Source organism: Pengzhenrongella frigida, assembly GCF_004168625.1.
In the GTDB taxonomy this organism is placed as follows: Bacteria; Actinomycetota; Actinomycetes; order Actinomycetales; family Cellulomonadaceae; genus Pengzhenrongella; species Pengzhenrongella frigida.
Genome location: NZ_SDWW01000006.1, coordinates 71,930 through 96,240, shown reverse-complemented (window position 1 = coordinate 96,240; position 24,311 = coordinate 71,930). Strand labels below are relative to the sequence as shown.

The 24,311-nt window shown below is 73.5% G+C and carries 28 protein-coding genes and 4 tRNA genes; 13 read left to right on the top strand and 19 right to left on the bottom strand.

What is annotated here, in order from left to right; all coding sequences use genetic code 11:
- Nucleotides 1–32: 32 nt before the first annotated feature.
- The gene (locus tag EUA98_RS03935) at nucleotides 33–1,586 is read right to left on the bottom strand and encodes a GTPase (RefSeq protein WP_130101359.1); all 1,554 of its coding nucleotides are present in this window, start codon (nucleotides 1,584–1,586) and stop codon (nucleotides 33–35) included.
- On the bottom strand, nucleotides 1,583–3,244 hold the full coding sequence (locus EUA98_RS03930; protein WP_130101358.1) for a GTPase: 1,662 nt from the start codon (nucleotides 3,242–3,244) through the stop codon (nucleotides 1,583–1,585). The genes EUA98_RS03935 and EUA98_RS03930 overlap by 4 nt, the downstream gene beginning before the upstream one ends.
- A gap of 81 nt (nucleotides 3,245–3,325) precedes the next feature.
- On the opposite strand from EUA98_RS03930, the gene EUA98_RS03925 reads away from it, so the two are divergent.
- Nucleotides 3,326–3,401 (top strand) — tRNA-Arg (locus EUA98_RS03925).
- Nucleotides 3,402–3,413: 12 nt separating this feature from the next.
- Here the strand turns inward: EUA98_RS03925 and EUA98_RS03920 are convergent.
- Nucleotides 3,414–4,124 (bottom strand): phosphatase PAP2 family protein, encoded by a 711-nt coding sequence (locus tag EUA98_RS03920; protein ID WP_242511256.1) that lies wholly within the window; start codon nucleotides 4,122–4,124, stop codon nucleotides 3,414–3,416.
- Nucleotides 4,121–4,684 carry a DUF998 domain-containing protein gene (locus tag EUA98_RS03915; protein WP_165372705.1) on the bottom strand — a complete coding sequence of 188 codons (564 nt, stop codon included), beginning with the start codon at nucleotides 4,682–4,684 and terminating at the stop codon, nucleotides 4,121–4,123. The genes EUA98_RS03920 and EUA98_RS03915 overlap by 4 nt, the downstream gene beginning before the upstream one ends.
- A gap of 242 nt (nucleotides 4,685–4,926) precedes the next feature.
- Here EUA98_RS03915 and EUA98_RS20430 point away from each other — a divergent pair, with 242 nt between their 5' ends.
- The 4 genes from EUA98_RS20430 to EUA98_RS03900 all read left to right on the top strand — a co-directional run bounded on the left by EUA98_RS20430 (nucleotide 4,927) and on the right by EUA98_RS03900 (nucleotide 6,274).
- Nucleotides 4,927–5,052 carry a hypothetical protein gene (locus tag EUA98_RS20430; protein ID WP_255424271.1) on the top strand — a complete coding sequence of 42 codons (126 nt, stop codon included), beginning with the start codon at nucleotides 4,927–4,929 and terminating at the stop codon, nucleotides 5,050–5,052.
- 120 nt (nucleotides 5,053–5,172) lie between these two features.
- Nucleotides 5,173–5,472: a hypothetical protein gene (locus tag EUA98_RS03910; protein ID WP_130101356.1), complete on the top strand. Its 300-nt coding sequence runs from the start codon at nucleotides 5,173–5,175 to the stop codon at nucleotides 5,470–5,472.
- A gap of 10 nt (nucleotides 5,473–5,482) precedes the next feature.
- Nucleotides 5,483–6,136: an oligoribonuclease gene (gene orn, locus EUA98_RS03905; protein ID WP_255424270.1), complete on the top strand. Its 654-nt coding sequence runs from the start codon at nucleotides 5,483–5,485 to the stop codon at nucleotides 6,134–6,136.
- 65 nt (nucleotides 6,137–6,201) lie between these two features.
- Nucleotides 6,202–6,274 (top strand) — tRNA-His (locus tag EUA98_RS03900).
- A gap of 82 nt (nucleotides 6,275–6,356) precedes the next feature.
- Here EUA98_RS03900 and EUA98_RS03895 read toward each other — a convergent pair.
- On the bottom strand, nucleotides 6,357–7,268 hold the full coding sequence (locus tag EUA98_RS03895; protein ID WP_130101355.1) for an ATP-grasp domain-containing protein: 912 nt from the start codon (nucleotides 7,266–7,268) through the stop codon (nucleotides 6,357–6,359).
- Nucleotides 7,269–7,341: 73 nt separating this feature from the next.
- Nucleotides 7,342–8,415, bottom strand: coding sequence for an ABC transporter ATP-binding protein (locus EUA98_RS03890; RefSeq protein WP_130101354.1), 1,074 nt, complete (start codon nucleotides 8,413–8,415; stop codon nucleotides 7,342–7,344).
- A gap of 105 nt (nucleotides 8,416–8,520) precedes the next feature.
- Here EUA98_RS03890 and EUA98_RS03885 point away from each other — a divergent pair, with 105 nt between their 5' ends.
- From EUA98_RS03885 to EUA98_RS03875, 3 genes are all read left to right on the top strand, one after another.
- A complete protein-coding gene (locus EUA98_RS03885) occupies nucleotides 8,521–9,192 on the top strand; it encodes an ABC transporter permease (protein WP_130101353.1) in 672 nt (223 codons plus the stop codon).
- Complete coding sequence (locus EUA98_RS03880; protein WP_130101352.1) at nucleotides 9,189–9,914, top strand: ABC transporter permease; 726 nt, start codon at nucleotides 9,189–9,191, stop codon at nucleotides 9,912–9,914. The genes EUA98_RS03885 and EUA98_RS03880 overlap by 4 nt, the downstream gene beginning before the upstream one ends.
- A 98-nt stretch (nucleotides 9,915–10,012) precedes the next feature.
- Nucleotides 10,013–11,020: a glycine betaine ABC transporter substrate-binding protein gene (locus EUA98_RS03875; RefSeq protein ID WP_130101351.1), complete on the top strand. Its 1,008-nt coding sequence runs from the start codon at nucleotides 10,013–10,015 to the stop codon at nucleotides 11,018–11,020.
- Nucleotides 11,021–11,030: 10 nt separating this feature from the next.
- On the opposite strand, the gene EUA98_RS03870 is transcribed toward EUA98_RS03875, so the two are convergent.
- The 5 genes from EUA98_RS03870 to EUA98_RS03850 all read right to left on the bottom strand — a co-directional run bounded on the left by EUA98_RS03870 (nucleotide 11,031) and on the right by EUA98_RS03850 (nucleotide 14,629).
- Complete coding sequence (locus tag EUA98_RS03870) at nucleotides 11,031–12,476, bottom strand: DUF2252 domain-containing protein (protein ID WP_130101350.1); 1,446 nt, start codon at nucleotides 12,474–12,476, stop codon at nucleotides 11,031–11,033.
- Nucleotides 12,473–13,690, bottom strand: a complete 1,218-nt coding sequence (locus EUA98_RS03865; RefSeq protein WP_130101349.1) for a cation:proton antiporter — start codon at nucleotides 13,688–13,690, stop codon at nucleotides 12,473–12,475. The genes EUA98_RS03870 and EUA98_RS03865 overlap by 4 nt, the downstream gene beginning before the upstream one ends.
- A 172-nt stretch (nucleotides 13,691–13,862) precedes the next feature.
- A tRNA-Lys gene (locus tag EUA98_RS03860) sits at nucleotides 13,863–13,935 on the bottom strand.
- A gap of 65 nt (nucleotides 13,936–14,000) precedes the next feature.
- A complete protein-coding gene (locus EUA98_RS03855; RefSeq protein ID WP_130101348.1) occupies nucleotides 14,001–14,222 on the bottom strand; it encodes a hypothetical protein in 222 nt (73 codons plus the stop codon).
- A gap of 110 nt (nucleotides 14,223–14,332) precedes the next feature.
- Nucleotides 14,333–14,629: a GroES family chaperonin gene (locus EUA98_RS03850; RefSeq protein ID WP_207218965.1), complete on the bottom strand. Its 297-nt coding sequence runs from the start codon at nucleotides 14,627–14,629 to the stop codon at nucleotides 14,333–14,335.
- 91 nt (nucleotides 14,630–14,720) lie between these two features.
- Between EUA98_RS03850 and bcp the strand changes: the two genes are divergently transcribed.
- Both bcp and EUA98_RS03840 read left to right on the top strand, forming a co-directional pair.
- Nucleotides 14,721–15,191 (top strand): thioredoxin-dependent thiol peroxidase, encoded by a 471-nt coding sequence (gene bcp, locus EUA98_RS03845; RefSeq protein WP_130101346.1) that lies wholly within the window; start codon nucleotides 14,721–14,723, stop codon nucleotides 15,189–15,191.
- 52 nt (nucleotides 15,192–15,243) lie between these two features.
- Nucleotides 15,244–15,327, top strand: a tRNA-Leu gene (locus EUA98_RS03840).
- A gap of 52 nt (nucleotides 15,328–15,379) precedes the next feature.
- On the opposite strand, the gene EUA98_RS03835 is transcribed toward EUA98_RS03840, so the two are convergent.
- Entirely contained in the window at nucleotides 15,380–15,754 is a 375-nt protein-coding gene (locus tag EUA98_RS03835; RefSeq protein WP_130101345.1) for a thioredoxin family protein, read from the bottom strand.
- A gap of 131 nt (nucleotides 15,755–15,885) precedes the next feature.
- Here EUA98_RS03835 and EUA98_RS03830 point away from each other — a divergent pair, with 131 nt between their 5' ends.
- Nucleotides 15,886–16,437, top strand: coding sequence for an NUDIX hydrolase family protein (locus EUA98_RS03830; protein ID WP_130101344.1), 552 nt, complete (start codon nucleotides 15,886–15,888; stop codon nucleotides 16,435–16,437).
- Nucleotides 16,438–16,543: 106 nt separating this feature from the next.
- On the opposite strand, the gene EUA98_RS03825 is transcribed toward EUA98_RS03830, so the two are convergent.
- A complete protein-coding gene (locus EUA98_RS03825; protein WP_242511264.1) occupies nucleotides 16,544–18,166 on the bottom strand; it encodes an ABC-F family ATP-binding cassette domain-containing protein in 1,623 nt (540 codons plus the stop codon).
- A gap of 114 nt (nucleotides 18,167–18,280) precedes the next feature.
- Here EUA98_RS03825 and EUA98_RS03820 point away from each other — a divergent pair, with 114 nt between their 5' ends.
- Nucleotides 18,281–18,715 carry a DUF3054 domain-containing protein gene (locus EUA98_RS03820; protein WP_130101342.1) on the top strand — a complete coding sequence of 145 codons (435 nt, stop codon included), beginning with the start codon at nucleotides 18,281–18,283 and terminating at the stop codon, nucleotides 18,713–18,715.
- Here the strand turns inward: EUA98_RS03820 and rdgB are convergent.
- From rdgB to clpS, 6 genes are read right to left on the bottom strand one after another with little or no spacing between them, the layout of a single operon-like run.
- Nucleotides 18,624–19,337 (bottom strand): RdgB/HAM1 family non-canonical purine NTP pyrophosphatase, encoded by a 714-nt coding sequence (gene rdgB / locus EUA98_RS03815; protein ID WP_130101341.1) that lies wholly within the window; start codon nucleotides 19,335–19,337, stop codon nucleotides 18,624–18,626. The two genes, EUA98_RS03820 and rdgB, sit on opposite strands and share 92 nt — an antisense overlap.
- A gap of 11 nt (nucleotides 19,338–19,348) precedes the next feature.
- Nucleotides 19,349–20,116 carry a ribonuclease PH gene (rph, locus tag EUA98_RS03810; protein WP_130101340.1) on the bottom strand — a complete coding sequence of 256 codons (768 nt, stop codon included), beginning with the start codon at nucleotides 20,114–20,116 and terminating at the stop codon, nucleotides 19,349–19,351.
- Nucleotides 20,117–20,166: 50 nt separating this feature from the next.
- Nucleotides 20,167–20,955, bottom strand: coding sequence for an MBL fold metallo-hydrolase (locus EUA98_RS03805; protein WP_130101339.1), 789 nt, complete (start codon nucleotides 20,953–20,955; stop codon nucleotides 20,167–20,169).
- Nucleotides 20,952–21,767, bottom strand: coding sequence for a glutamate racemase (gene murI, locus EUA98_RS03800; protein ID WP_130101401.1), 816 nt, complete (start codon nucleotides 21,765–21,767; stop codon nucleotides 20,952–20,954). The genes EUA98_RS03805 and murI overlap by 4 nt, the downstream gene beginning before the upstream one ends.
- A gap of 38 nt (nucleotides 21,768–21,805) precedes the next feature.
- Nucleotides 21,806–22,504, bottom strand: a complete 699-nt coding sequence (locus EUA98_RS03795; RefSeq protein WP_130101338.1) for a DUF2017 family protein — start codon at nucleotides 22,502–22,504, stop codon at nucleotides 21,806–21,808.
- A complete protein-coding gene (gene clpS, locus EUA98_RS03790) occupies nucleotides 22,504–22,797 on the bottom strand; it encodes an ATP-dependent Clp protease adapter ClpS (protein WP_130101337.1) in 294 nt (97 codons plus the stop codon). Before clpS ends, EUA98_RS03795 begins: the two co-directional genes overlap by 1 nt.
- Before the next feature lie 114 nt (nucleotides 22,798–22,911).
- On the opposite strand from clpS, the gene EUA98_RS03785 reads away from it, so the two are divergent.
- Entirely contained in the window at nucleotides 22,912–24,306 is a 1,395-nt protein-coding gene (locus EUA98_RS03785) for a nicotinate phosphoribosyltransferase (RefSeq protein ID WP_130101336.1), read from the top strand.
- The last annotated feature ends 5 nt before the right edge of the window (nucleotides 24,307–24,311 follow it).

The following is a 24,311-nucleotide window of genomic DNA, read 5'->3' as shown; positions in this document are numbered from 1 at the left end:
CGGCGAGCGGGGGCTCGGGCGCGGTCAGCCGGTCAGGTTGGGGACGCCGTGGCGGCGGTCTCGCCTGTGGACGGTCCGGCGGTCGGCGCGAACGTGGCAGCACCGGCCGCCAACCCGCGAACCTCGCGGTGCTCACCGAGGAGGGCGAGGGTGGGCTGCACCAGCCGTGCCTCGACGATCTCCCCGAGCGCCGCCCGGCCGTCGCGGCGCACCACCGTGGCCCGCCGTCGGGCATCACGGCGACGCACCAGCACGGCCGAGACGACGAGCACAACCGCCAGCCCCAGCAGGGCGCCCGCGACCACGAGGCCGGAGATCCAGTCGCTGTCGGCTCCGACCCGGGCGCCGAGGGCCACGGACCCGGTCGCCAGCGCGCCGATGACCGCGGCCACCGCTGCGACCGCGAGCACGATCGCGCCACGCGAACGGCGCGCGGCGATGCCGACCGCGACCATCCGGGCGTCCACGGCCTGCCGCAGCTCGGCGTTGGTCGCCACCCGTGCGGCCAGGGCGCGTTGCCAGCGCACGGGTAGACCCTCTCCGACGTCACCCAGCCAGCGCGCCCGCGCCAGCTCCACGGTGTCCTGATGGACCGAGCCGAAGGCGGGCACCGCGCCGCCGCGCCCGCGGACGGCGGCCTCGAGCGCATCGGCGATCACGGGCAGGCCGACGGCCTGGGAGAACGACTCCACGACGGCCGTGACGGGCAGCTCGTCCCGGGACGGCTCGCTCGGGGCGACCTGGGCCGAGAGCAGCGTCGCCGCGTCGGTGACCTCAGCCCCGGCACGCACCGCGGCGGTGCTGCGCCGCGCCGCCACCTCGGCGAGCAGCTGCCGCAGGGCCACGACGCCGTCTCCGGTGCGCGCCGAGGCGGACTGGATCCGGACCCCGGTCAGCCCGTCCTCGCGGAGCAGCCGCGCGACGTCGGCCTCGAGCCGGGTGCGGGCCTCGGGTCGGACGGTGTCGATCTGGTTGAGCACGACGACCATCGCCGCCTCGTGCCCGACGAGCCGGCTGAGGTAGCCCGAGTGCAGCGCGTCGTCGGCGTACTTCTGGGGGTCGACCACCCACACCAGCAGGTCCACCATCGGCAGGAACTGGTCCACGATGTCGCGGTGGGTCGGCTCGATCGAGTCGTGGTCCGGCAGGTCGAGCAGGACCAGGCCGCGCAGGGCTGCCTGGGCGTCGGCGTCGAGCGCGCTCTCGCGCTGGATCCGGCGGTCGGGTTGGACCCCGAGCCAGTCGAGCAGCGGGTCCCCGGACGAGCCCCACACGCACGCGGTGACCTGGGAGGTCGTCGGGCGTCGGACGCCGACGTCGGCGAAGGTCAGCCCGCTGATCGCGTTGAACAGGCTCGACTTGCCCGAGCCGGTCCCCCCGACCAGCGCCACGATCGTGTGGTCGACGCCGAGGGCGAGCCGCTCCCGGACCCGGTCGATCGAGGCCGAGACCTTGTGGGTGACCCCGCGCGGGAGCCGTCCGTCGGCGACGACGAGAGCGCGCTCGAGCGCTTCGACGCGGTCGGTCAGGTCAGCGGTCTCGGAGCGGTGCGCGCCCCGGCCCGACCAGCCGGTCGGGGCGGTCATGTGAGTCCCTTGAGCACGGCGAGCCGGAGCCGGAGGCGTGAGGCGGCGTCCTCGGCCAGGTCGGGGACGTCGAGCAGCGCCGCGAGGTCGGCGCCCTCGCCGGCGACGTACTGCTGCGCGCGCTCGGCGAGCGAGTCGCGCAGCTCGTCCCGCAGCTCGACCCCGGAGTCGCCCAGCAGCGCGACCAGGAGGTCCTCGGCGGGCGCCAGCCCGGCCGCGGCGGCGAGCACGACGACGGCGAGCCCGCGCTCACCGAGGGCGCGCACCACCCGCGCCGCGCGCTTCGCGACGCCGGGATCGGTGGACGTCAGCAGGGCGCGCACCCGCGGCTCGGCCTCGAGGATCCACTCGCCGGCGCTCGCCTCGGCGTGGGTGTCGCGGGCCGACCGGCGGTCCGCTGCCGGCCACGCGGTGATGAGCGCCCGGCCGCCGTCGAGCGATCCGGACTGGCCGAGGTGGCCGCGCAGCGCCAGCTCGGCGGCGACCCCGGCCCCGTTCAGCACGGCGGCGGCCGATCGCCGCAGGTCGTCCTGCAGAGGTGCGAGGGCGTCCGTGCGGGCGCGGCCGGTGCGGCGCAGGCCGCGGATCCGGCCCGACGGGCGCACCAGCCGTGCGAGCGGTCCGGACCCGATGGACAGCTCGGTCCACCGCGCCTGCACCGCGCCGTCGGCCACCGCGCCGGCGAGCACCCCGGTGCGGGCCTCGTCAGCCGGCAGGCGCAGCGTGCGCGCGATCTCCTCGCGCAGCGCCGCGGCCGCGTCGACCTGGTCTTGCACGGCCTCGGCCTGCGCGTCCACCCAGGGGCGCAACGCGCCGAGCGAGCCCTTGAGCGTCCGCACGATCACCGAGCGGGCCCGGTCGGGTCCGGCGAGCATGGTCAGCCAGCGTTTGATGGGCGCCACCGAGCCCGGGTCGAGCAGGCCCTCGTGCGGTCCGACGTCGGGCACGACGAAGAGCGGGACGCCCTGCATGCCGCGGTCGCGCAACCGGGTGAGCAGGTCGCCGCGCACGGTGGAGAGCGACTCCTTGGGTACGCGGTTGAGCACCATCGCGACGGACGCACCGCGCTCCATCGCACCGGCGAGCACCTGCCACGGCAACGCGTCGCCGTACCGGGCCGCCGTCGTGACGAACAGCCACAGGTCCGCGGCCTCGAGCAGGCGATGCGCGGTGGTGCGGTTCTCCTCGAGCACCGAGTCGAGGTCGGGGGCGTCGAGCAGCGCGATCCCGCGCGGCACCCGCTCGTTCGCGATCACCCGGACCGCCTCGAGAACCGGGTGACCCTCGAGCAGCTCGGCGTCGTCGGGGTGGTGCGCGATCACCGGCTGCCGCGTCGTGGGACGCAGCACCCCGGCCTCCGACACCTCAGCACCGAGCAACGAGTTCATCAGCGTCGACTTGCCGGCACCGGTGGACCCGGCGAGCACGACGACGGCCGGGGCCGAGAGCTCCACCAGGCGCGGCAGCAGGTGGTCGTTCAGCTGGCCGAGGAGCCGGGCACGCGAGGCACGGGCCTCGCCGACCCCGTCGATCTCGAGCGGAAAGGACGTGCCCAGCACGTCGCGGCGCAGGTCACGCACCGCGTCGAGAAGGGACGGCGCCACGATGACTGGCTCGAAGGTCGCGGTCGCGACGTCGGGCTCCGGTTGGGCGCTCACGGATCCATTCTCTCCCGCCCGCGTGATCAGGCCAAACGCCCGCGCCGTGTCGCCCGAGTGCCGTCTAGGCTGTGTCGGCCAGCCCCCGTAGCTCAATGGATAGAGCAACGGCCTTCTAATCCGTAGGTTGCAGGTTCGAGTCCTGCCGGGGGCACCACGGTGGTCGGAGTCACCGCTGCGGCCGTCCCCGCAGCGTGTGCAGCCGGTCGACGATCGTCACGACGCCGAGGATCGCGACGGCGAGGGCGATCGCTGCGAGCACGTCGGTGAGGAAGTGGTAGCCGAGGTACATCCGGCTGAGCCCGACGGCGAGCGTCCCCACCACGGTCCCGACGGCCCAGCCGACCTGCCGAGCCGTGGAGCGGTACCGCCGCACCACGAGGTACCACGTGACCAGCAGCAGGGTCGCCGCTCCGATCGTGTGCCCCGAGGGGAACGACGCCGACATCTCGGCACCGGGCACGACCATCGTGTCCAGCGGCGGCCGCGGCCGGGCCACGATCCCCTTGATCGCGACCGAGATCGCGGTGGACGTCACCATGGCGCCCATCAGCAGCAGCGGCCGCCACCACTCGTGGCGCACCCGGGCCCAGGTGAGGCAGGCCACCGCAACGATCGCCGGCAGGACGATCGGGCCGGACACGGCCGTGATCACCCCGAAGATGGCCGTGGCCAGCGCCCCCCGGCTCGCGACGAGCGCCGCGAGCACGGGCTGGTCGAAGAGCGAGACGTCGTCGTTCTCCCAGACGGCGTCGAGCAGCCCCGCGAACGCGAGGACGCCCCCGAAGACGAGCAGCAGCCCGGGGGCCACCGCCCGGACCGTCGGTCGGCGGTCGAGCTCATGGGCAAGCCGGCCGCGCAGGTGCGCGAGGCGACTCACGATCGCCCCGACCGGAGCCGCAGCGCGACCACGAGCGCGAGCGGAACCAGGGACTGCGCACCCGCCACGGCGCGCTCGGCCAGTCCGGTCGCGGCACCGGCGGACCCCACCGACTGCAGCTCGACGACGAACCAGCCGAGCAGGACCAGCAGTCCCCCGGTGACCACCGCCCCCGCGACCGGGGAGAGCGGACCGTTGGCCCCGCGACGACCGGCGGCGGCCGGCCACACCGAGAGGGCACCGAACGCGACCGCCGCGCTGATGCCGTGCGCGCGCGGGTGGGCGTCGACCGGCAGCGCCGCGACCAGCGCCGTCGCGACGCCGCCGACGGCGAGCAGAAGTCGCCCGGGACGGGCCGCCGGGCGCAACGCCACCGCGCTGGCCACGTGGCCGACGGCGGTCAGCGCCAGCCCGGCGGTCATGATCGCCGGGGCGACGGCGGCCTGGGTCGCGAGCGCGCTGATCGTGTCGCGCACCGGATCGAAACCCTCCCCCTGGACGGCCGCCGCCACGGTCCAGCCGCCGATCATGCCGATCGGGGCGAGGAGTGCGGCTGGCACCGCCCACAGCGGCAGAGCGGGCACCGCCCGGCGAGGCAGAGCTGGCACCGCCCGGCGAGGCAGCGAAGACGGCGGAGTCGGGGGCATCCACGTGACGGTAGTGCCGCCCGCTCGCCGCCAGCGGCCGGACACGGAAAAAGACGTGCCCCACCACAGCCCCGCGTGGTTCGGTTGCACCACCGCGGTGACGTTCGGGTCCGGCCAGGCCCACCTCTTTTCCCACGTCACGAAGGACATCTCCCATGACCACCCTCCTGCCCGACTTCATCTGGCTGCGGGCCTACTCCGAACGCCTCGACTTCCGGGAAGCCACCCTGAACGCCGTGGCTCCGGCAGCCTTCCAACCCACGTTCCTGTCGATCCGCTGATGCGGTCCGGCGGGCACGACCGGGCGCGCCCGGCCTCACCGGCCGGGCGCGACCCTTCGGCGTGCCACGATGTGGCATGCCCGTTCCCCGCACCCTTCACCCGGGCACGGGTGGTCACTGATGGGTCGCCACTCCGACACCCCAGAGCCGCCCCCGCTCCCGCCGCGTCGGGATCCTGACCCGAGCCGCTCCGCGCCGCCGGGCCCGCAGCATCGCCCGCTCGACCGGATCGTGCTCGCCCTGGCCGCGGCCGCGGGCACCGGTGTGGTCATGGTCTGGGCAGACGCGTCGACGAGCACGGCAGCGCTCGGCACGATCGGCAGCGCCGTCGTGGTCCTGATCGCCGCCTGGCTCGCCCGCACCGGGCCCGCACCACGGGACAACCCGCGCACAACGGACCTCGGTGACCGCGAGCCGTAGTCTTGTCCCCGTGAGTGTCAACAGCAACAACAGCGGCCCGAGCGCCGACCGCATCGTCTGGATCGACTGCGAGATGACCGGCCTGGACGGCGTCGCCGACGCCCTCGTCGAGGTCGCCGCCGTCATCACCGACTCCGAGCTCAACGTGCTGGGTGAAGGCGTCGACGTGGTGATCTCCCCACCGCCGGCCGCCCTCGAGCAGATGGGCGACTTCGTGCGCGAGATGCACACGTCGTCGGGCCTGCTGGACACCCTCGCCGCGGGGATGACGCTGGCCGAGGCCGAGGCGATCGTGCTCGCGTACATCCAGGAGTGGGTTCCCGACGCGGGCAAGGCTCCGCTCGCGGGCAACTCGATCGGCACCGACAAGACGTTCCTCGAGCGCGACATGCCCGCCCTGATGGGGCACCTGCACTACCGGGTCATCGACGTGTCCTCGATCAAGGAGCTCGCGCGGCGCTGGTACCCGCGGGCCTACTACGCGTCCCCGGAGAAGAACGGTGGCCACCGCGCCCTCGCCGACATCCTCGAGAGCATCGACGAGCTGCGGTACTACCGCGCCGCGATCCTGGTGCCCCAGCCAGGCCCGGACTCCAAGGCCGCCAAGGCCGTCGCGGCCGAGGTCGTGGCGACGTCGGTCAAGCGGACCGTTCCCACCGCGTAGCTTGCCCCGAGCACTGCCCGAGAGCCGGTATGCTTTCCGTCGGCCCCGGCTTCATCGGGGCCATGGTGGCTATAGCTCAGGTGGTAGAGCACCTGGTTGTGGTCCAGGGGGTCGCGGGTTCAAGTCCCGTTAGCCACCCAAGCAGGACGGCGCCCGGCTCATCGAGCCGGGCGCCGTTCCTCGTTCCGGGGCAGTCCGCCGGCGACGATCGCGCCGCCGATCAGCGCCCGACGCGCTTGGCGATCGCGCCCGCGACCCGGCTCGTGGCGCCGTCGCCGAGGGCCAGGAACAGGGACGGCTCCGTCAGCTCGAGCTCGAGCAGCATGGGGGCGCCGTCGGCGTCGGGAAGCAGGTCGACCCGCGCGTAGAGCAGCGGACCGGCGTCGGCCCCGGGCGCGACCGTGGGCAGCACCTCGATGACGGCGTCCGCGAGCGCACGCTCGGCGTCGGTCGCCGCACGCACCGTCATGTCCTCCTTCTTGTACAGGCCCTCGAACCCGCGGTTCGGACCCTCGAGCAGGGGGCCCTTGCGCACCGAGTGGCTGAAGACCCCGTCGATGTAGACCAGCGACGTCTCGCCGATCGTGTCGACCTGCTTGAGGTAGGGCTGCACCATGACGTGCCGGCCCGCGCGGAGCAGGTCGCGCGCGTGCACGATCGCCAGCCCACGCTGGTCGGCCTCGTTCGACTGGTAGCGCCCGGTGTCCTTGGCACCCGCACTGACGGTGGGCTTGACCACGAACTCGCCGCTCGCCGGGAACCGCGTGTGCACGGCCCGCGAGGTGAGGTTGCGGGCGGGGTCGAGCCAGATGGTCGGCACCACGCGCACGCCGGCCTGCTCGAGGTCGCGCAGGTAGAACTTGTCCGTGTTCCACGCGAGCACCGGCGCGGGGTTGGCGAGCCGCGGCACGCTCGCGGCCCAGGCCAGGAACTCCTGCTGGCGCAGCGCGTAGTCCCAGGTGCTGCGCACGACGACGAGGTCATACGCGTCCCAGTCGACGTCGGCGGCGTCCCACACGACGGGGACGGCCTCCACGCCGAGCTCCGCGAGGGCGGGCAGCAGGAGGGAGTCGTCCGCCTCGAGCTGCGGGTACAGGGAGCAGGTTGCCAGGGCGACGCGCGGTGCAGTCATGGTGCAGGGTATCGAGCCGCGCGCCGTTCCCGAAGTCCGCGACCGCGACGCGGCCGAAAGCCGGTGGCCCCGCTCACCGGTGCGCCGAGGCCGCCTCGTCGCTCTCGTCAGCCGCGTGGGCGGTGATCCGGCGCAGCGCCCCGAGCAGGCCGTCAGGGGTCAGCCAGCCGGCGATCGCGGCCCCGGCACCCCCACCGGCCAGGACCGGCACGGCCTGCCCGCCCGAGGCCGCGAGCGCCGCAAATGCGTCGTCGAACCGGCTCCCCAGCCGGAGCGCCGAGGCGGGGGCGAGCAGCGGAGCCGGCGCCGGGCCGTTGCTGCTCGACCCTGCGGGCTCGAGGTCGACAGCGACGAGCTCCCCGATGCCGAGCAGGCGCACCGCGCGCCCGTTGCCCACGAAGTCCGCGACCATGCCGGCTGCGGGCCGCGCCAGGAGGTTCACGGCATCGGTCAGCTGCTCGAGGTGGCCACCCTGGCTGAACACCGCGATCCGGTCCCCGAGCCGCACCGCCTCGTCGATGTCGTGGGTCACGAGCATCACCGTGGTGCCGAGCTCTCGCTGGATGCGCCAGAACTCCTGCTGCAGCCGCCGTCGGCCCTCCGGATCGACCGCACCGAACGGCTCGTCCATGAGCAGCACGGGCGGGTCGGCCGCGAGCGCCCGGGCGACCCCGACCCGCTGCCGCTCGCCACCGGAGAGCTGGTACGGGTACCGAGCCGAGTAGACCCCGGGATCGAGGCCGACGAGCTCGAGCAGCTCGGCGGTGCGAGTCCGGGTGCGCTGCCGGTCCCAGCCGAGCAGGGCGGGCACCGTAGCGATGTTCTGCCCGACGGTCCGGTGCGGGAACAGCCCCACGTTCTGGATGACGTAGCCGATGCGGCGACGCAGGGCGACCGGATCGGTCCGGGCGATGTCCTGACCCTCGACCAGGACGCGGCCAGCGGTCAGCTCCACCAGCCGGTTCGCCATCCGCAGCGTCGTCGACTTGCCGCAGCCGGACGGCCCGACGAGCACGAGCAGCTCGTGCTCGGCCACGTCGAGGTCGAGCCCGTGCACCGCGACGGTGCCGTCCGGGTACTCCTTGCGTGCCTGCTCGAACCGGATGACCGGTGCGCCCGCGGGGCGAGGTGCGGCGGGGGTGCTCATGCGCAGCGACGCTACCCGCGTCGGCCGACAGCCCGCACGGTCAGGCACACCGCGCGGTCGGGCAAACCGCACGGTCGGGCGCGGACGCGGGTAGCGTCCGGGCGCATGACCGCGTCCGAGCCCGCCAACCCCTGGTTGTCGTGGGACTACGTCCAGAACAACTGGGCCGACATCTCCGAGGCGCTCGGTCAGCACGTGTCGCTGACCGTGCAGGCCGTGGTCATCGCCTTCGCCATCGCCCTGCCGCTGGCCATGCTGGCCCACGCCCGCCCCCGGCTCGCGGGGCCGATCCTGGGCCTGTCGGGGGTGCTCTACACGATCCCGTCGCTCGCGCTGTTCGCGATCCTGGCGCCGTTCACCGGCATCGGCCGCACCACCGTGCTGATCGGACTGGTGGCCTACGCCTTGCTCGTGCTGGTCCGGAACATCCTCGTCGGCCTCCAGGGGGTCGACCCCGAGATCCGGGACGCGGCCCGCGGGCTCGGCTACGGCCCGACCCGCGTGCTCCTCACCGTCGAGCTCCCGACCGCGCTGCCGGCGATCGTGGTCGGGCTACGGCTCGCCACCGTGACCACGGTCGCCCTCGTGACCATCGGGGTCGTGGTCGGCTTCGGCGGGCTCGGTCAGCTGATGTTCCGGGGCTTCAACAGCAACTACCACGCGGAGGTCATGACGGCGACGCTGCTCTGCCTGGCGATCGCGCTCGTGGCCGACCTGCTGCTCGCGGTGGCCGGCCGGCTGGCCACACCGTGGGTCCGGACCGGGAGCGGCGCATGAACGACGACAACATCGTCGGTCAGGCCCTGGTCTGGCTGAACGACCCCCTCAACTGGCAGGGCCCGGACGGCATCCCGGTCCGCACCCTCGAGCACCTCACGATGTCGGCGCTGGCGGTCCTGCTGGCCACCGCGGTCGCGCTGCCGCTCGGGATCTGGCTCGGCCACCGGGGCCGGGGCGGAGCACTCACGGTCGTGGCCGCCAACACCTCGCGCGCGCTGCCGACCTTCGCGTTGCTGCTCATCTTCGCGTCGACCGCGATCGGGTTCGGCAACCGGCCCACGGTGCTCGCGGCCGCGATCTTCGCCATCCCCGTGATCCTCACCAACACCTATGCCGGCCTGCGCGACGTCGATCAGGACGTGCGCGAGGCGGCCCGCGGTATGGGCATGTCCGGGCGACGGTCACTCGCGCTGGTCGAGATCCCGCTGGCCCTGCCGCTCATCGGGGCGGGGCTGCGCACGGCGGTGGTCCAGGTCATCGCGACGGTCCCGCTCGCCGCCCTCGTGGGCGGCGGCGGGCTCGGGACCTACATCATCACCGGGCTCGCCACGCGCCGGTTCGGCGAAGTGCTGGCCGGGGGCGTCCTCGTCGCGGGCCTGTGCCTGGGCGCCGAGGGCGTGATGGCAGGCCTCCAGCATCTGATGACCCCGCGCCCGATGCGGCCCGTCGGACGACGACCCCGGCGCGCGGCCGCGCGGGTCGCACGTGCACAATCGTGACGCGATCGACACCCCTCGAACGGTTGCCCGGCAGGCGTTCGCGGGATCAAATGGTCACCCATGCCGCCTGGCGCGGCACATCCTCCCGGAGGTTCTCCATGCGAGCACGTCGAACCACGCTCGGTGCCCTTGCCGCCGCCGTCCTGCTGCTGACAGCAGCGTGCGGCGACGCCGGGTCCTCCGGCGGCGGCGCCACCACGGCCGCCACGGTCACCGGCACCGAGCTGATGACCTGCGAGCCCGTCGCCGGGGACAAGCTGGTCGTCCTCGAGGACGACCTGGGGCTGCAGACCGTCGACAACATCGTCCCGGCGATCAACACCGCCGCGATCGAGGGCGACACGGCGATCGTCGGCCTCCTCGACGCGGTGTCCGCCACCCTCGACACCGACACCCTGGTGGCCCTGAACAAGTCCGTCGACGTGGACCGCCAGACCTCGACCGAGGTGGCGGCGCAGTACCTCGAGGCGAACGAGCTCTCCGCGCAGGACGCCGTCGGCGCGGGCAAGAAGATCGTGGTCGGCGCGGGCAACTTCTCCGAGAGCGCCACGCTCGCCGAGCTGTATGCGGGCGTGCTCCGCGCCGCCGGCTACGACGCGAGCACGCAGACCATCGGCAACCGCGAGACCTACGCACCGGCTCTCGAGTCCGGCGAGCTGACGATCGTGCCGGAGTACGCGGGCACGTTCACCGAGTTCCTCAACAAGTCGGTCAACGGCGCCGACGCGGCGGCCGTCGCGAGCTCGGACCTCGACGCCACGATGGCGGCCCTGACGACGCTCGGCGACGGGGTCGGGCTCACGTTCGGCACCCCGGCAGCCGCGCAGGACCAGAACGCGTTCGCGGTCACCACCGCGTTCGCCGAGGAGTACGACGTCGCCACGCTGAGCGAGCTCGCCGCCACGTGCGGGGGCCTCACCCTCGGCGGACCGCCGGAGTGCCCCGATCGCCCGTTCTGCCAGCCGGGTCTTGAGGAGACCTACGCGCTCGACTTCGCGGAGTTCACCTCCCTCGACGCCGGTGGGCCGCTGACCAAGACGGCCCTGCAGCAGGGCAAGATCGCCGTCGGCCTGGTGTTCTCCTCCGACGCGGCGCTCGCCAAGTAGCCGGGCCAGATCAGACCCCGCTGACGGCGGGCACGCGCCCGCTCGCGATCGCCGCGACCAGCCGCCGATGGTCGGACTCGTTGACGTCCGCGTACGTCGCGGCGAACGCGGCGATCGCGTCGTCGAACGCGGCGTCCTCGCCGAGGAAGGCGGCCAGGGCGATCCGGTCGCCGGAACGCGCGTGCCCGCGCGCAAGGGTCCACCCGCACGCCTCGCCGTAGGCAACGAGGCCCGCCGGCGACAGCCGGGCCACATCGATCGAGGACTTGCCGTCCCAGAGCTGGCGCACGTAGAAGTCGTGCATCTGGTCGTCCAGAGCCCTCAGGCGGTACCAGCCGAGCAGGGGGTCGCTCGCCGTCTGCATGAAGCGTTGGCCCTCGACCACACGGCGCCCCTGCGTCTCGTAGACCGAGGGACCCGCGTACGGCTCCAGCACGGACGGCTTCGCCTCCTTGAGCTGCAGCAGCAGGGGGTCCGAGGCGTCCCGGCCGATCAGCAGGACGACCCAGGCCCGGGTCCCGACGCTGCCCACGCCGACGACCTTGCGCGCCATCCGCGCGAAACGGTATGACTCCACCAGGTACCGCAGGTGCGGGGGAAGGCTCCCCCGGTACTGCTCGAGGAACGAGCTCATCACCTCGACGTAGCGCTCACGTTCGTGCTGATCGAGCAGGGCCTCGACCGGGACCACGAGCGGCGGCGCCGCCCTGAACCGCAGCGCACCGTCGTGCGCCTCGATGAGCCGTTCGAACGCCGTGAGACTGTCCCGACTGAGCGCCTTGCGGATCGCCTTCCGCACCTCGCGCTGGGTCTGGTGGTCGGCCGCGATCGCCATCTGGCGCTCCAGGGTCTTGGCGGGCAGGCGCCGCGTCCAGACCTCGACGTTGCGGAGCGCCGCGAAGCCCGCCATGGCCGCCCGGTAGGAGCGGACGGTCGCCAGCACCGCCGCGTGGCGCTCGGTGCGCCCGAACTGCAGATCCCGGGCGGCGACCTCGACGCTGGCCGCGAGCCGCTTGACGTCCCACTCGATGGGGCCCGGCAGGGTCTCGTCGAAGTCGTTGAGCCCGAAGACGAGCGAGCGTTCCGGGGTGTCGAACATCCCGAAGTTCAACAGGTGCGCGTCCCCGCAGAGCTGTGCGCGCAGCCCGCTGGTGGGGGTCCCGGCGAGGTCGGCGGCCATGATTGCCGCGCCGCCCCGGAAGAAGGCGAACGGGGAGGCGGCCATCCGCCCGTAGCGGATCGGGACCAGGTCCTCGATCCGCTCCGCCGACTGCCGGTCGAGGATCGCGAGCGGGTCGGCCCGGGTGGGCGAGAGCGTCCAGGTGGCCTGGCGCTCGTGCGGGAGCTGTGCACGCAGCTCCCGTCCGTGCGCCACCCGCTCGCTGAGCGTCCGCTTCGGCAGGTAGTCGGGGTCGGGGAGCTCCGGGAGCGCGGTGGCTTTCGGCGGACCGCTCATGGTGCCTCTCCGATCGTCGACGGATCTGACGGTGGTGACGCGGCGGGGGCCGCCGACGCCGGCTCGCCGCGGCGGCGCACCGCCAGGCCGGCAGCGGGGAAGACGATCACCGACAGCACGCCGGCCCCGACGAGCGCGGCGGCGTTCTCGCGCAGCATGGTGCCGTTGGCGAGCCCGATGTGGGTGAGCGCGACCAGGAGCGGGAGCGCCGTGGCGGTGAGCAGCGTCATCTCGACCCGCTCCCGCCGCACGAGCGAGCGCCGGTAGACCACGAGGGCCGGCAGCCCGCGGACCACCAGCAGCAGGACGAAGAACACCAGCACCCGCGCCGGCGCGTCGGCGATCGACCTCAGGTCCAGGCTCATCCCCGCCGCGACGAAGAAGATCGGGATGAAGAACCCATAGCCGATGGCGTCGAGCTTGACCTCGAGCTGTTCGGTGTCCCCCGGCGCCCATCGCCTCAGGACGCCGCCGGCCAGGAACGCTCCGAGCACGATGTCGAGCCCGAAATCCGCCGCGATCACGAGCAGGAACAGGAGCAGCAGGATCGTCCAGCGCAGCGTGGTCTGCGTCGTGGAGTGCTCACCGGCGAGCATGATCGACCGGACACGCCGCCCCCGGAGCAACCGGGGCGCGTAGCTGAGCAGGAGCGCGACGAGCGCGACGGCGACCAGCGAGGCGAGGCCGATGAACTGCCCGTTCGCGCTCAGGAAGATCGCGATGGCCACGATGGGCGCCAGCTCCCCGACCGCGCCGGCCGCGACGACGTTGGTCCCGAACGCGCCGGTCAGCATGGCGTTCTCGCGCAGGATCGGCAGCACGATGCCGAGCGCCGTCGTCGTCAGGGCCAACGACACGGGAACGAACGCGCGGACGAACCCGGTGGCGGCCAGGACGCCGACGACCCCCAGGGCGAGCGCGAGGCTGGCGGCCCACCCGATGACCGCGAGCCGCCCGGGCGCGGCCAGCAGGAGCCTGAAGTCGAGCTCGTAGCCGGCGAGCAGGAACAGGAACCCGAGCCCCAGGTTGACGAACGGCTCCACGGTGGCCGGGTCGCCCCAGTCGAGGACCTCCGGACCGATCAGCGCGCCACCCACGAGGAACACGACCACCTGGGGCAGGTGCAGCCCGGGGACGAGCCCGACGACGATCGGGGCGACCGCGGCGACGAACGCGATGGCCAGCAGCGTGGACAGGCCGTAGGTCAGCTCCATCGCCGATCCTCCACCAGCCCGCCTGGGGCGCGGTCGGGTTGCAAGGAGGCAAACGCTGCCAGCCGCAGACCTGACGTCGCGTCACCCCGCAGGGATGAGACGCGACCGGGACGGGCCGACCAAAAAACGAAGGCCCCTCGCCGGCGTTTCCGCTGGTGAGGGGCCTTATCTGTGCGCCATCAGGGACTCGAACCCCGAACCCGCTGATTAAGAGTCAGCTGCTCTGCCAATTGAGCTAATGGCGCGCGATGCATGACGCTACACGGCCCAGGCCCCCGATGCTAACCAGGGGCCCCGGACGTGGCCCACGTCACGCCGGATCGGGTTCCTGATCGCTCGGCGGGACCGGCTCGGAGTCCGTGCTCTCCCACCAGGCGTCGTCGGGCAGGCCCTCCGACCGCAGGATCTCGGCCGACGCGGGGACGGACGGCGCGGTCAGGTCCGCCAGCAGGGCGAGCGGGACATGCTCCGCCAGGAGGTCGAGGAGCTCCTCCGTCGAATCGTGGTCGGGCACATTCATCACGTCAGCCATGTTGCCTTCCTCCTTCGTCTTTCACCCATAGGACCATCCGGCGGCGGCGCACCGCAATCGTCGGATCGGCCTGAGGTCGCGCCTCACCCGAACGCTCGCCATCTGAACCCTCAGAGGTAGAGCCCGGTGCGCTGCCCGTCCGCCTCGGGGCGGGCCACCGCGTGAACGTCCTTCTCGCGCAGGACCACGTAGACGGTACCCGTCCGCTCGACCTCCGCGCGATCCTCGGGGTCGAACAGCACCCGGTCGCCGACGTTCACCTGGCGGACGCCCTGACCCGTGGCTGCGACCGCACCCCACGCCAGCTTGCGCTCCACGACGGCGGTCGCCGGGATCACGATGCCCGACGACGACCGCCGCTCCGCCGACTCCGCGTCGTACTTCACGAGCAGTCGATCGGCGAGCATCCGGATAGCCGGGGGCTCGTGCGCAGGTGGCGGCTCGGCCCTGGAGGTGGTCACCGTCCGACCGTACCCGCGCCTGGATAGGCTGGTCATCATGACCCCCCGTCTCGTCCCTGGTGACACCGCGCCCGACTTCACTCTGCCGACTGCCGATGGCGGCAGCCTGACCCTGTCCGACCTTCGCGGGCAGCATGTGATCGTGTACTTCTACCCGGCGGCGATGACGCCCGGCTGCACGACGCAGGCCTGCGACTTCCGCGACTCCCTCGCCGCGCTGCAGGGCAAGGGGTACAGCGTCGTGGGGGTCTCGCCCGACGGCGTGGACAAGCTCGCGACGTTCGTCGAGCAGGACGGGCTCACCTTCCCGCTCGTCTCGGACCCCGACAAGCAGGTGCTGCAGGCGTGGGGCGCGTTCGGGGAGAAGAACCTGTACGGCAAGACCGTCACGGGCGTGATCCGGTCCACCGTCGTCGTCGACCCCGCGGGGAAGGTCGAGCTCGCGCAGTACAACATCAAGGCGACCGGCCACGTCACCAAGCTGCGCCGCGACCTCGGGATCGACTGACACCCCGCCGCGCGTGCACGGTCGACCCCTGCGGTGTGGAAGGGTGGTCGACGCGGGAGTGGTGAAATGGTAGCCACGCGGCGTTTAGGTCGCCGTGCCTTCGGGCGTGCGGGTTCGATTCCCGTCTCCCGCACCAATGTTCGAGGCAGGGCGGTCGACGCCAGCGGTTCGACGCCGAGCGGTCGAGGTCAAGCGGTCGGTTCGACGGCCTGGGCGGCGATCTGCGCGCGCACCTCGGTCATGTCGAGAGCCCGGACGGCCGTCAGCACCTGGTCGAGGGCCGGGGCCGGCAGCGCACCCGCCTGGTTGAAGACCAGGATGCCCTCGCGGAACGCCATCAGGGTCGGGATGGACGTGATGCCGAGGTCCCCCGCCAGGCCCTGCTCGGCCTCCGTGTCGACCTTGGCGTGCAGCACCTCGGGGTTCGCGTCCGAGGACGCCTCGAAGACCGGCCCGAAGCGCTTGCACGGGCCGCACCACTCGGCCCAGAAGTCGACCAGGACGATGTCGTTGTCCTTGATCGCCTGCTCGATCGTGATCTCGGTCAGCTCTTTCGTGGCCATGAAAAGTCTCCTGTTCGTCACGGTTCAACCGGGGGCTAGAGCAATCGTCGGCACCCCGGTATTCCCGCGGCGGCGGCGGGGTGCGCGCGCCGGATTGGGCGATGGCCCGCGTCGCAGGGTAGAACGGCACCGTGACCGACACCGTCGACTTCCCGAGGCCCGAGCGTCCCTCCGGTTGGCTGAGCCGCGCTGAGATCGACCGCGCGCGTGCCTCCCTGCCCATCCTGTACGTCGATGCGGTACCCGTACGCGTCGACGACTCGGGCGACGTGATCGCCGTCGGGATCCTGCTGCGGGTGACGCCCGAGGGGGTCATGTCCCGCGCGCTGGTCTCCGGCCGCGTGATGTACCACGAGAGGGTGCGCGACGCGCTCGTGCGGCACATCGAGAAGGACCTGGGCTCGATGGCGCTCCCCCAGATCCCGCCGTCCCCGCAGCCGTTCACGGTGGCGGAGTACTTCCCGACCCCGGGCGTGACCGCCTACCACGACCCGCGCCAGCACGCGGTCTCCCTCGCGTACATCATCCCCGTCGCGGGCGACTGCCTGCCGCAGCAGGACTCCCTCGACCTCGCCTGGCTCACGCCCGAGGAGGTCACGAGCGAGCAGGTCCAGGTCGAGATGACCGGCGGGACCGGGACCCTGCTGCGCCAGGCGATGGCCCACGTCGGCCGCCTCCACTGAGGTCCGGCCGCCACCCCAAGACATACCGAGATCGTCCATCTGTGCCGAGGTAGTCCATCCAGACGGACGATCTCGGCGCGGAAGGACTATCTCGACTCGGCAATTCTTAGGCGAGGGTGAGCTCTGGCCAGTCGGACAGGTCCGCGCGCATCTTCCGGTCGTGGGTCGCCACCACGACGGCGGCCGACGTCGCCCGCAACGCCGCCGTCAGCTCGTCGACGAGCGCGATCGACAGGTGGTTGGTCGGCTCGTCGAGGATCAGCAGGTGCGGGGCGGCGAGCAGCGCGCGAGCCAGGTCGAACCGCCGGCGCTGACCGACGGAGAGGTCCGCGAGCGGGCGGTCGAGGTCCTCCTCGGTGAGCAGGCCGAGGAACGCGACCGGGACCAGCTGGTCGGGGTCGAGCAGGCCGCCCGCGAGCAGGTCGAGCGCCTCGCGTGCGTACGCGTCGAATCCCGTCGCGACCGCCGGCACGCCGCCCAGACCGGGCCGGTCGTCCTGCGCGAGGATCCCCAGCCGCACGCCCGGCGCGAGCGTCCAGGTGCCGCGCTCGAGCGGCACAACCCCGGCGAGCGCGCCGAGCAGGGTGGACTTGCCGGACCCGTTCGGACCGGTCACCAGCAGGCGCCCGCACGCCGGTACCGACACCCGGGTCCCGGCGAGATCGAGCCGGCCCGGGACGAGCGGCGCCCGCACCTCGAGCAGCGGCCTGCCCGACGGCGTGCCGCCCGCGGTGGCCGGCAGGGCGGGCAGGTCGGGGAAGGCCAGCGCGAGGGGCGGCACGGGCACCTCGACGGCCGTCTCCTCGAGCCGCGCCACGAGCCGGTCCGCGGCCTTGACGTGGATGCGGGCGTGGGTCGCCCGACGGTTCGGCTGACTGCCCTTGGGCGGGCGCCAGCCGTCGGACAGGCCCTCGTACGAGTCGTCCAGGCGGCGCAGCAGCTGCTCGCGGCGCTGCTGCTCGGCCGCGTACCGCTGACGCCACCGGCGCAGCGCCTGGTCCTTGGCGAACCGGTAGACCGCATAGCTCGTCGCGCCGTACAGCGCGGGCTTTCCGTCGACGGTCGGGTCGAGATCGAGGATCGCGGTCATCACGTCGTCGAGCAGCTGGCGGTCATGCGTGACGATCACCACGACGCCGGGCCAGGTCCGCAGCTGGCCGGTGAGGTACTCGATCCCGGCCTCGTCCAGGTGGTTGGTCGGCTCGTCCAGGAGCAGCACGTCGGCGCGCTGCGCGATCCGGCAGGCCAACCGGACCCGGTACCGCTCGCCGACGCTCATCTCGGCCAACGCCCGGGCCTGGTCCCGCGGCGCACCGAAGCGGGTCAGCGCCTCGTCCATGCGGCGGTCCGCATCCCAGCCGGCGAGCCGGTCGACGCGCGCGAGCGCCTCGGTCAGCGTCACCAGGTCCCCGCGCTCGTGGTCGAACCCCGCGATGACGGCCTCGAGCGCGTGCCCGGCCGCCCGGACGGCGCCGAGGGCCTCGTCGACGAGCGTGCCGACCGTCGCCCCGGGGGTGCTCTCGAGCTCCTGGCTCACGACCGCGAGCGTGCCGGCCCGGCGCACGCTCCCCACCTGCGGCACGAGCTCCCCGGACAGCACCTGCAGCAGGGTCGACTTGCCCGCGCCGTTCTCGCCGACCACGCCGATCCGCTGCCCGGCCCCGGCCACGACCGTGACCCCGGCGAGCACCGGACGCCCCGGGTACGCGAACGTCACGTCGTCGGCCACGAGGTGGACGGCGCCGGGCGCGACGACGGGCTCGCGCGGCGCGCTCCCCCGACCGCGTGTGCGGGCCGCCGTCACCGGGTCACCACGACATCCCCGGCGGGTACGGTCGGGCGCATGCGCACCCGGACCGTCCTCGCCGCCGTCGCCGACGCGGCCTGCATCGTCACGTTCGCCGCCGTGGGCCGCTCCTCGCACGCGGGGGCCGACGCCGTGCTCGACGTGCTCCGCGTCGCCTGGCCGTTCCTCACCGCCGGCGCGCTCACGTGGGTCGTGACCCGGGCCTGGCGCGACCCGGTGCCGATGTGGCCGGTCGGCGTGGGCATCTGGGCCGGGACCTGGGGCGTCGGCATGCTCCTGCGGGGGCTCTCCGGCGGCGGGCTCGCGCCCACGTTCCTGCTCGTGGCCGCGACCGCGCTCGCGGCCCTGCTCCTCGGCTGGCGTGGCATCGTCGCGCTGGTCAGTGCGACTCGGGGCGCGAGGTCACCGCGCGGCTCGGCGCAGCCGGGCTCGGCCGGCCGCTCGGCGCAGCCGGGCTCGGCCGGCCGCTGAGCGCCGCCACGATGACCGGCGCGAGCGCCCGGAAGGCCTCCCCCCGGTGGGAGATGGCGTTCTTCTCGGCCGGGGTCAGCTCGGCGCTCGTGCGGGTCAGCCCGGCGGGCACCAGGATCGGGTCGTAGCCGAACCCGTGCGCCCCCCGCGGAGCGGTCGCCAGCGCGCCCCGCAGGAAGCCGTGCTCCACGTGCTCGAAGCCGTCCGGCAGCACCAGCGCCGCGGCACACACGAACTGCGCGCCGCGGTGCTCGGGCGCGACGTCCGCGAGCTGCGCGAGCAGCAGCGCGAGGTTGGCGGCGTCGTCCCCGTGCCGCCCGCACCAGCGCGCCGAGAAGATGCCCGGCGCACCACCGAGCACGTCGACCGCGAGCCCGGAGTCGTCCGCGATGGCGGGCAGCCCGGTGAACGCCGCGAGCGCCCGCGCCTTGATCAGCGCGTTCGCCGCGAACGTGAGCCCGTCCTCGACCGGTTCGTCGGCGCCGACCTCGCCCGCGCCGACGACGTCATCGGGCTCGATGCCGGGCAGCAGGTCCATGAGGATCGCGCGCAGCTCGCCGATCTTGTGGGCGTTGTGCGTGGCCAGCACCACGCGCGGGGCGCGCGCGGACCCAGGAGTCACGGACCCGGGCGTCACGGACGAGACGCGGGGTCCGTCGCGAGCGCCAGCTCCTGCTGCCGGGTCAGCTCGGCGGTGCCGCCGAGGGCGAGCTCCAGCAGCGTGTCGAGCTCCCGACGGTCGAACGGCGCCTGCTCGGCGGTGCCCTGCACCTCGACGAACAGGCCCTTGCCGGTGACGACCACGTTCATGTCCGTCCCGGCCCGCACGTCCTCGACGTACGGCAGGTCGAGCATGGGGACGCCGTCGACGATCCCGACGCTCACCGCCGCGACGGAGTCGAGCAGCACCGGCTTGGTGCCCTTGATGGCCCCCTGCCGCTGACCCCAGGCGATCGCGTCCGCGAGGGCGACCCAGGCGCCGGTGATCGCGGCCGTGCGCGTGCCGCCGTCGGCCTGGAGCACGTCGCAGTCGAGCACGAGGGTGTTCTCGCCCAGGGCCGCCACATCGACGACGGCGCGCAGCGAGCGGCCGATCAGGCGCGAGATCTCGTGGGTGCGGCCCCCGACGCGGCCCTTGACGGACTCGCGGTCGGACCGGGTGGACGTCGCCCGCGGGAGCATCGCGTACTCCGCGGTGACCCAGCCCTGGCCCGACCCCTTCTTCCAGCGCGGCACGCCCGGGGTGAACGAGGCGACGCAGAGGACCTTCGTGTTGCCGAACTCGACGAGCACGCTGCCCTCACCGGCGTCGAGCCAGTTGCGGGTGATCGTGACCGGGCGAAGCTCGTCGGTACGGCGCCCGTCGGGGCGCAGGAAGGCATCCGTGGTGATAGTGGTCATGGCCGGGGAGTTTACCGTCCGGGTCGCCACGACGTTCTGCGGCGGGCCGCTCAGAGCAGGTAGACGGACCCCGGCCGGGCGAGGTCGATCGGGCCCGCGTAGACCTGTTGCGCCTCGCGCAGCGTCACCCCGGCGTCGTTCCAGGCGGGCACGTGGGTGAGCACCAGCCGACCGGACCGTGCCGCCGTGGCCGCCTGCCCGGCCCGCCGGCCGGTGAGGTGCACCCCGCGGACGGCGTCGTCGCGCCCCTCGAGGAAGCCCGCCTCGGACAGCAGGAGGTCTGCGCCGGTGGCCAGCGCGTCGAGCCCTGCGCACGCGTCGGTGTCCCCGGTGTACGCGAGGGTCACCCGCCGCGCCGGATCGGCCTCCGCCGGGCCGGTCACCCGGATCCCGAACGCCGGGACCGGGTGCGCCATCGGGACCGGCTCGAGCCGCAGCGGCCCCACCTGGACCGGGCTGGCGGGATCCCACCGGCGGACCTCGACCTGACCGCTGATGTCCGTGGCCGGGTCGGTGCCGGCCAGCTGCGCGAGCCGCTCGGTCGTGCCCGCCGGCCCGTGGACGGGCACCGGCCCGCAGGGCCCGCCCGGGTGGTAGCGCCGGTAGACGCCCAGGACGACGAGGTCGGCGGCGTGGTCCGCGTGCAGGTGCGAGATCGCGAAGGCGTCGACGCGGTTCGGGTCGCAGTACTTCTGCAGCGGGCCGAACGCGCCGTTGCCCAGGTCGAGCACGACCCGCCAGGTGCGGCCGTCGGCGTCGTCGGCCTCGACGAGATAGCTCGACGCGGCCGAGACCGCACTGGGGAACGAACCCGCGCACCCGACCACCGTGAGCCTCACCGCAGCACCCCTGCGGCCTCGACGGCGCCGACCTCGGGGCCGAGGAACCGGCGGGCCAGGAGCTGGAACGAGGCGGTGTCGCCCGTCGCGAGGAAGCGGTGCACCGGCGGCCCGGAGGACACGAGCCGCTCCAGACCGTGGGCGACCAGCGTCCGGTAGACGTCCTTGGCCGTCTCCTCCGCGCTCGAGACGAGGGTGACCTCGTCCCCCATCACGTACGAGATCACGCCGGTCAGCAGCGGGTAGTGGGTGCAGCCGAGCACCAGGGTGTCGACCCCCGCCTCCCGGACCGGGTCCAGGTACTCATGCGCGATCGCCAGCGCCTCGGGTCCGGAGGTGATGCCGGCCTCGACCAGCTCGACGAACTTCGGGCAGGCCTGGGTGACGAGCGTCAACCGGGGCGCGACGGCGAACGCGTCCTCGTAGGCCCGCGACTCGATCGTCGCGCGGGTCCCGATCACGCCGATCCGTCCCGAGCGGCTGGCCGCCACCGCACGCCGGGCCGCCGGCAGGATGACCTCGACGACGGGCAGCCCGCGGCGTTTGGTGTACCGCTCGCGCGCATCGCGCAGCACGGCCGCCGAGGCGGTGTTGCACGCGATGACCAGCATCTTCACCCCCTGGTCGACGAGGTCGTCCATGACCTCGAGCGCGTGGGCGCGCACCGCCGCCAACGGCTTGGGACCGTACGGCGTGTTGAGCGTGTCACCGATGTACAGGATCGACTCGTGCGGGAGCTGGTCGATGACCGACCGGGCCACCGTGAGCCCACCCACCCCGGAATCGAAGATCCCGATCGGCAGGTCGGTCACGGACTCGGGGTTCACCGGCGGCTCCGTCGGGTCGCCGATCACGGCAGATCCTCGAGCAGCACGGCCATGAGCGACTCCTGCAGCCAGCCGAGCGCGGCGAACACGGACCCGAGGTACTCGCGGATCTCGTCCTGGAGCACCTCCCGGGCGCTGCGGTCGGGGTCCTGCTCACCGCGCTCGCGGCGGTCGAGCGCCTCGTAGATCGCGTCCGAGTCCTCCTCCGACTCGACCCCGAGGCGGTCGGCGAGCACGAGGCGCAGGTCCGTCAGGGTGGCGGCCAGGTCGACGGCGTCCTCGCGGCGCACCCACAGGTCCGTGCCCTCGCCGTCGTCGGGCGCCGCGCCGTGCCCGACGGCGGGTGCGTCCGGCGCGTCCCCCACGAGGGCCTGCCACAGCACGCGCAGGCGATCGATCTTCACCCGTCGCAGGTCGCCCTCGGTGAGGCGGCGGAACTCGGCGGCGAGCTCGTCGTCGTCGTCGGAGGCGTCCGGGAGCAGGCGGTGCACTGCCGGGTCGACGGGTGCGGGCACGACGGCGGGCAGCGGGCGCAACCCGAGCAGCGACCGGGTGGCGGACTCGTCGGGCGCATCGGCCCCGCGGGCCGCGGCCGTGGTCGCCTCGAACCGATCGGCGCCCAGCAGCTCGGCGACGTCGGCCACCACCGTGGCGAGCACCTCGCGCTCGGTGGCGTCGAGCCCGGCGACGTACCCCGCCGGCTCGGACCGGAAGGCGCGCATCAGGCGCCGCCCTGCTGCAACGTGGCCCACAGGCCGAACGAGTGCATCGCCTGCACGTCCACCTCCATCTGCTCGCGGTTGCCGGTCGAGACGACCGCGCGACCCTGCTCGTGCACCTGCCGCATGAGCGTGTCGGCCTTCGCCGCCGGGTAGCCGAAGTACGACCGGAACACGAAGCTCACGTAGCTCATGAGGTTGACGGGGTCGTTCCAGACGATCGTGATCCACGCGTCGGCGAGCCGCTCGTCCTCGTGGACCTGTTCGTCCTGCTGGGGAAGGGTCTGGACGGGCACGCCCCCACTGTAGGTGGCGGCGTCGGCGGGTGTCGTGCACCGGTCGGGTCCGGCGGGGGCCGGTCGGGGCCCGGCGCGGACCGACCGGCGGCCCCGACGGCCTACGGTGATCCCATGAGTGCACCGGAGCCCTCGGCGCAGGTGGGCGGCGCTGTCCGCCCCGCGACTGCCCCCCTTCCCCCGCGTCCGAGCACAGCGCTGCTCACCGACCGCTACGAGCTGACCATGCTGCAGGCGGCGCTCGCGAGCGGCACGGCCGGCCGGCACTGCGTGTTCGAGGTCTTCACGCGCCGGCTGCCGCCGGGCCGCCGCTACGGGGTGCTCGCCGGGACGGGACGGGTGCTCGAGGCGCTCGCCGACTTCCGCTTCGGCGCGGCCGAGCTCGAGTGGCTCGCCGCCGAGCGGGTCGTCGACGCGGCCACGATCGACTACCTGGCGCACTACCGGTTCACCGGCGAGATCTGGGGCTATGCCGAGGGTGAGGTGTTCTTCCCAGGCTCGCCGGTGATGGTCGTCGAGGGGACGTTCGCCGAGGCGGTGCTGCTGGAGACGCTCATCCTGTCGATCCTCAACTACGACTCGGCGGTCGCGTCGGCCGCGTCGCGCATGACGAGCGCCGCCGTCGGCCGACCGGTCCTCGAGATGGGCTCGCGCCGCGCGAACGAGCAGGCCGCGGTGGCGGCCGCCCGGGCCGCGGTGATCGCCGGCTTCGCGGGGACGTCGAACCTCGAGGCCGGGCGGCGCTGGGGCCTGACCACGATCGGCACCGCCGCGCACGCCTTCACCCTCCTGCACGACGACGAGGAGTCGGCCTTCGCGGCTCAGATCGCCTCGCAGGGCCGCGGCACGACACTCCTCGTCGACACGTTCGACGTCCGCCGCGGCGTCACGGCCGCGATCAAGGCCGGCGGTGTCGAGCTGGGGGCCGTGCGGCTCGACTCGGGCGACCTGCTCTCCCTCGCCCAGGACGTGCGGCACCAGCTCGACCAGCTGGGCGCGACGGCGACCAAGATCACCGTCACGTCCGACCTCGACGAGTACGGCATCGCGGCGCTGGCCGCGGCACCCGTGGACAGCTACGGCGTGGGCACCTCGGTCGTGACCGGCTCCGGCGCTCCCACCTGCGGCATGGTCTACAAGCTGGTCGCCCGGGCCGGGTCCGACGGCGCGCTGGCCGCGGTCGCCAAGACGTCGGCCGCCAAGGTCGGCGTCGGCGGCCGCAAGGGCGCCGCCCGCCGGCTGGACGGCGAGGGCCGCGCGGTCGAGGAGGTGCTGGTGGTCGGTTCGGAGGCGGCGATCACCGACTGGGCCGAGGACGACCGCGAGATGCGCGCGCTGCACGTCCCGCTGGTCGTCGAGGGCGCCGTGGACACCCGCTGGACGGGGGCGGCCGGCGTGCGCCTGGCGGCGCTGCGGCACGAGGCCTCGCGCGCGGAGCTGCCGCGGGGTGCCCGCCGGCTGTCCGCCGACGAGGCTGCGATCCCCACGATCGTGCGGGAGCTCGTCTAGCCCGC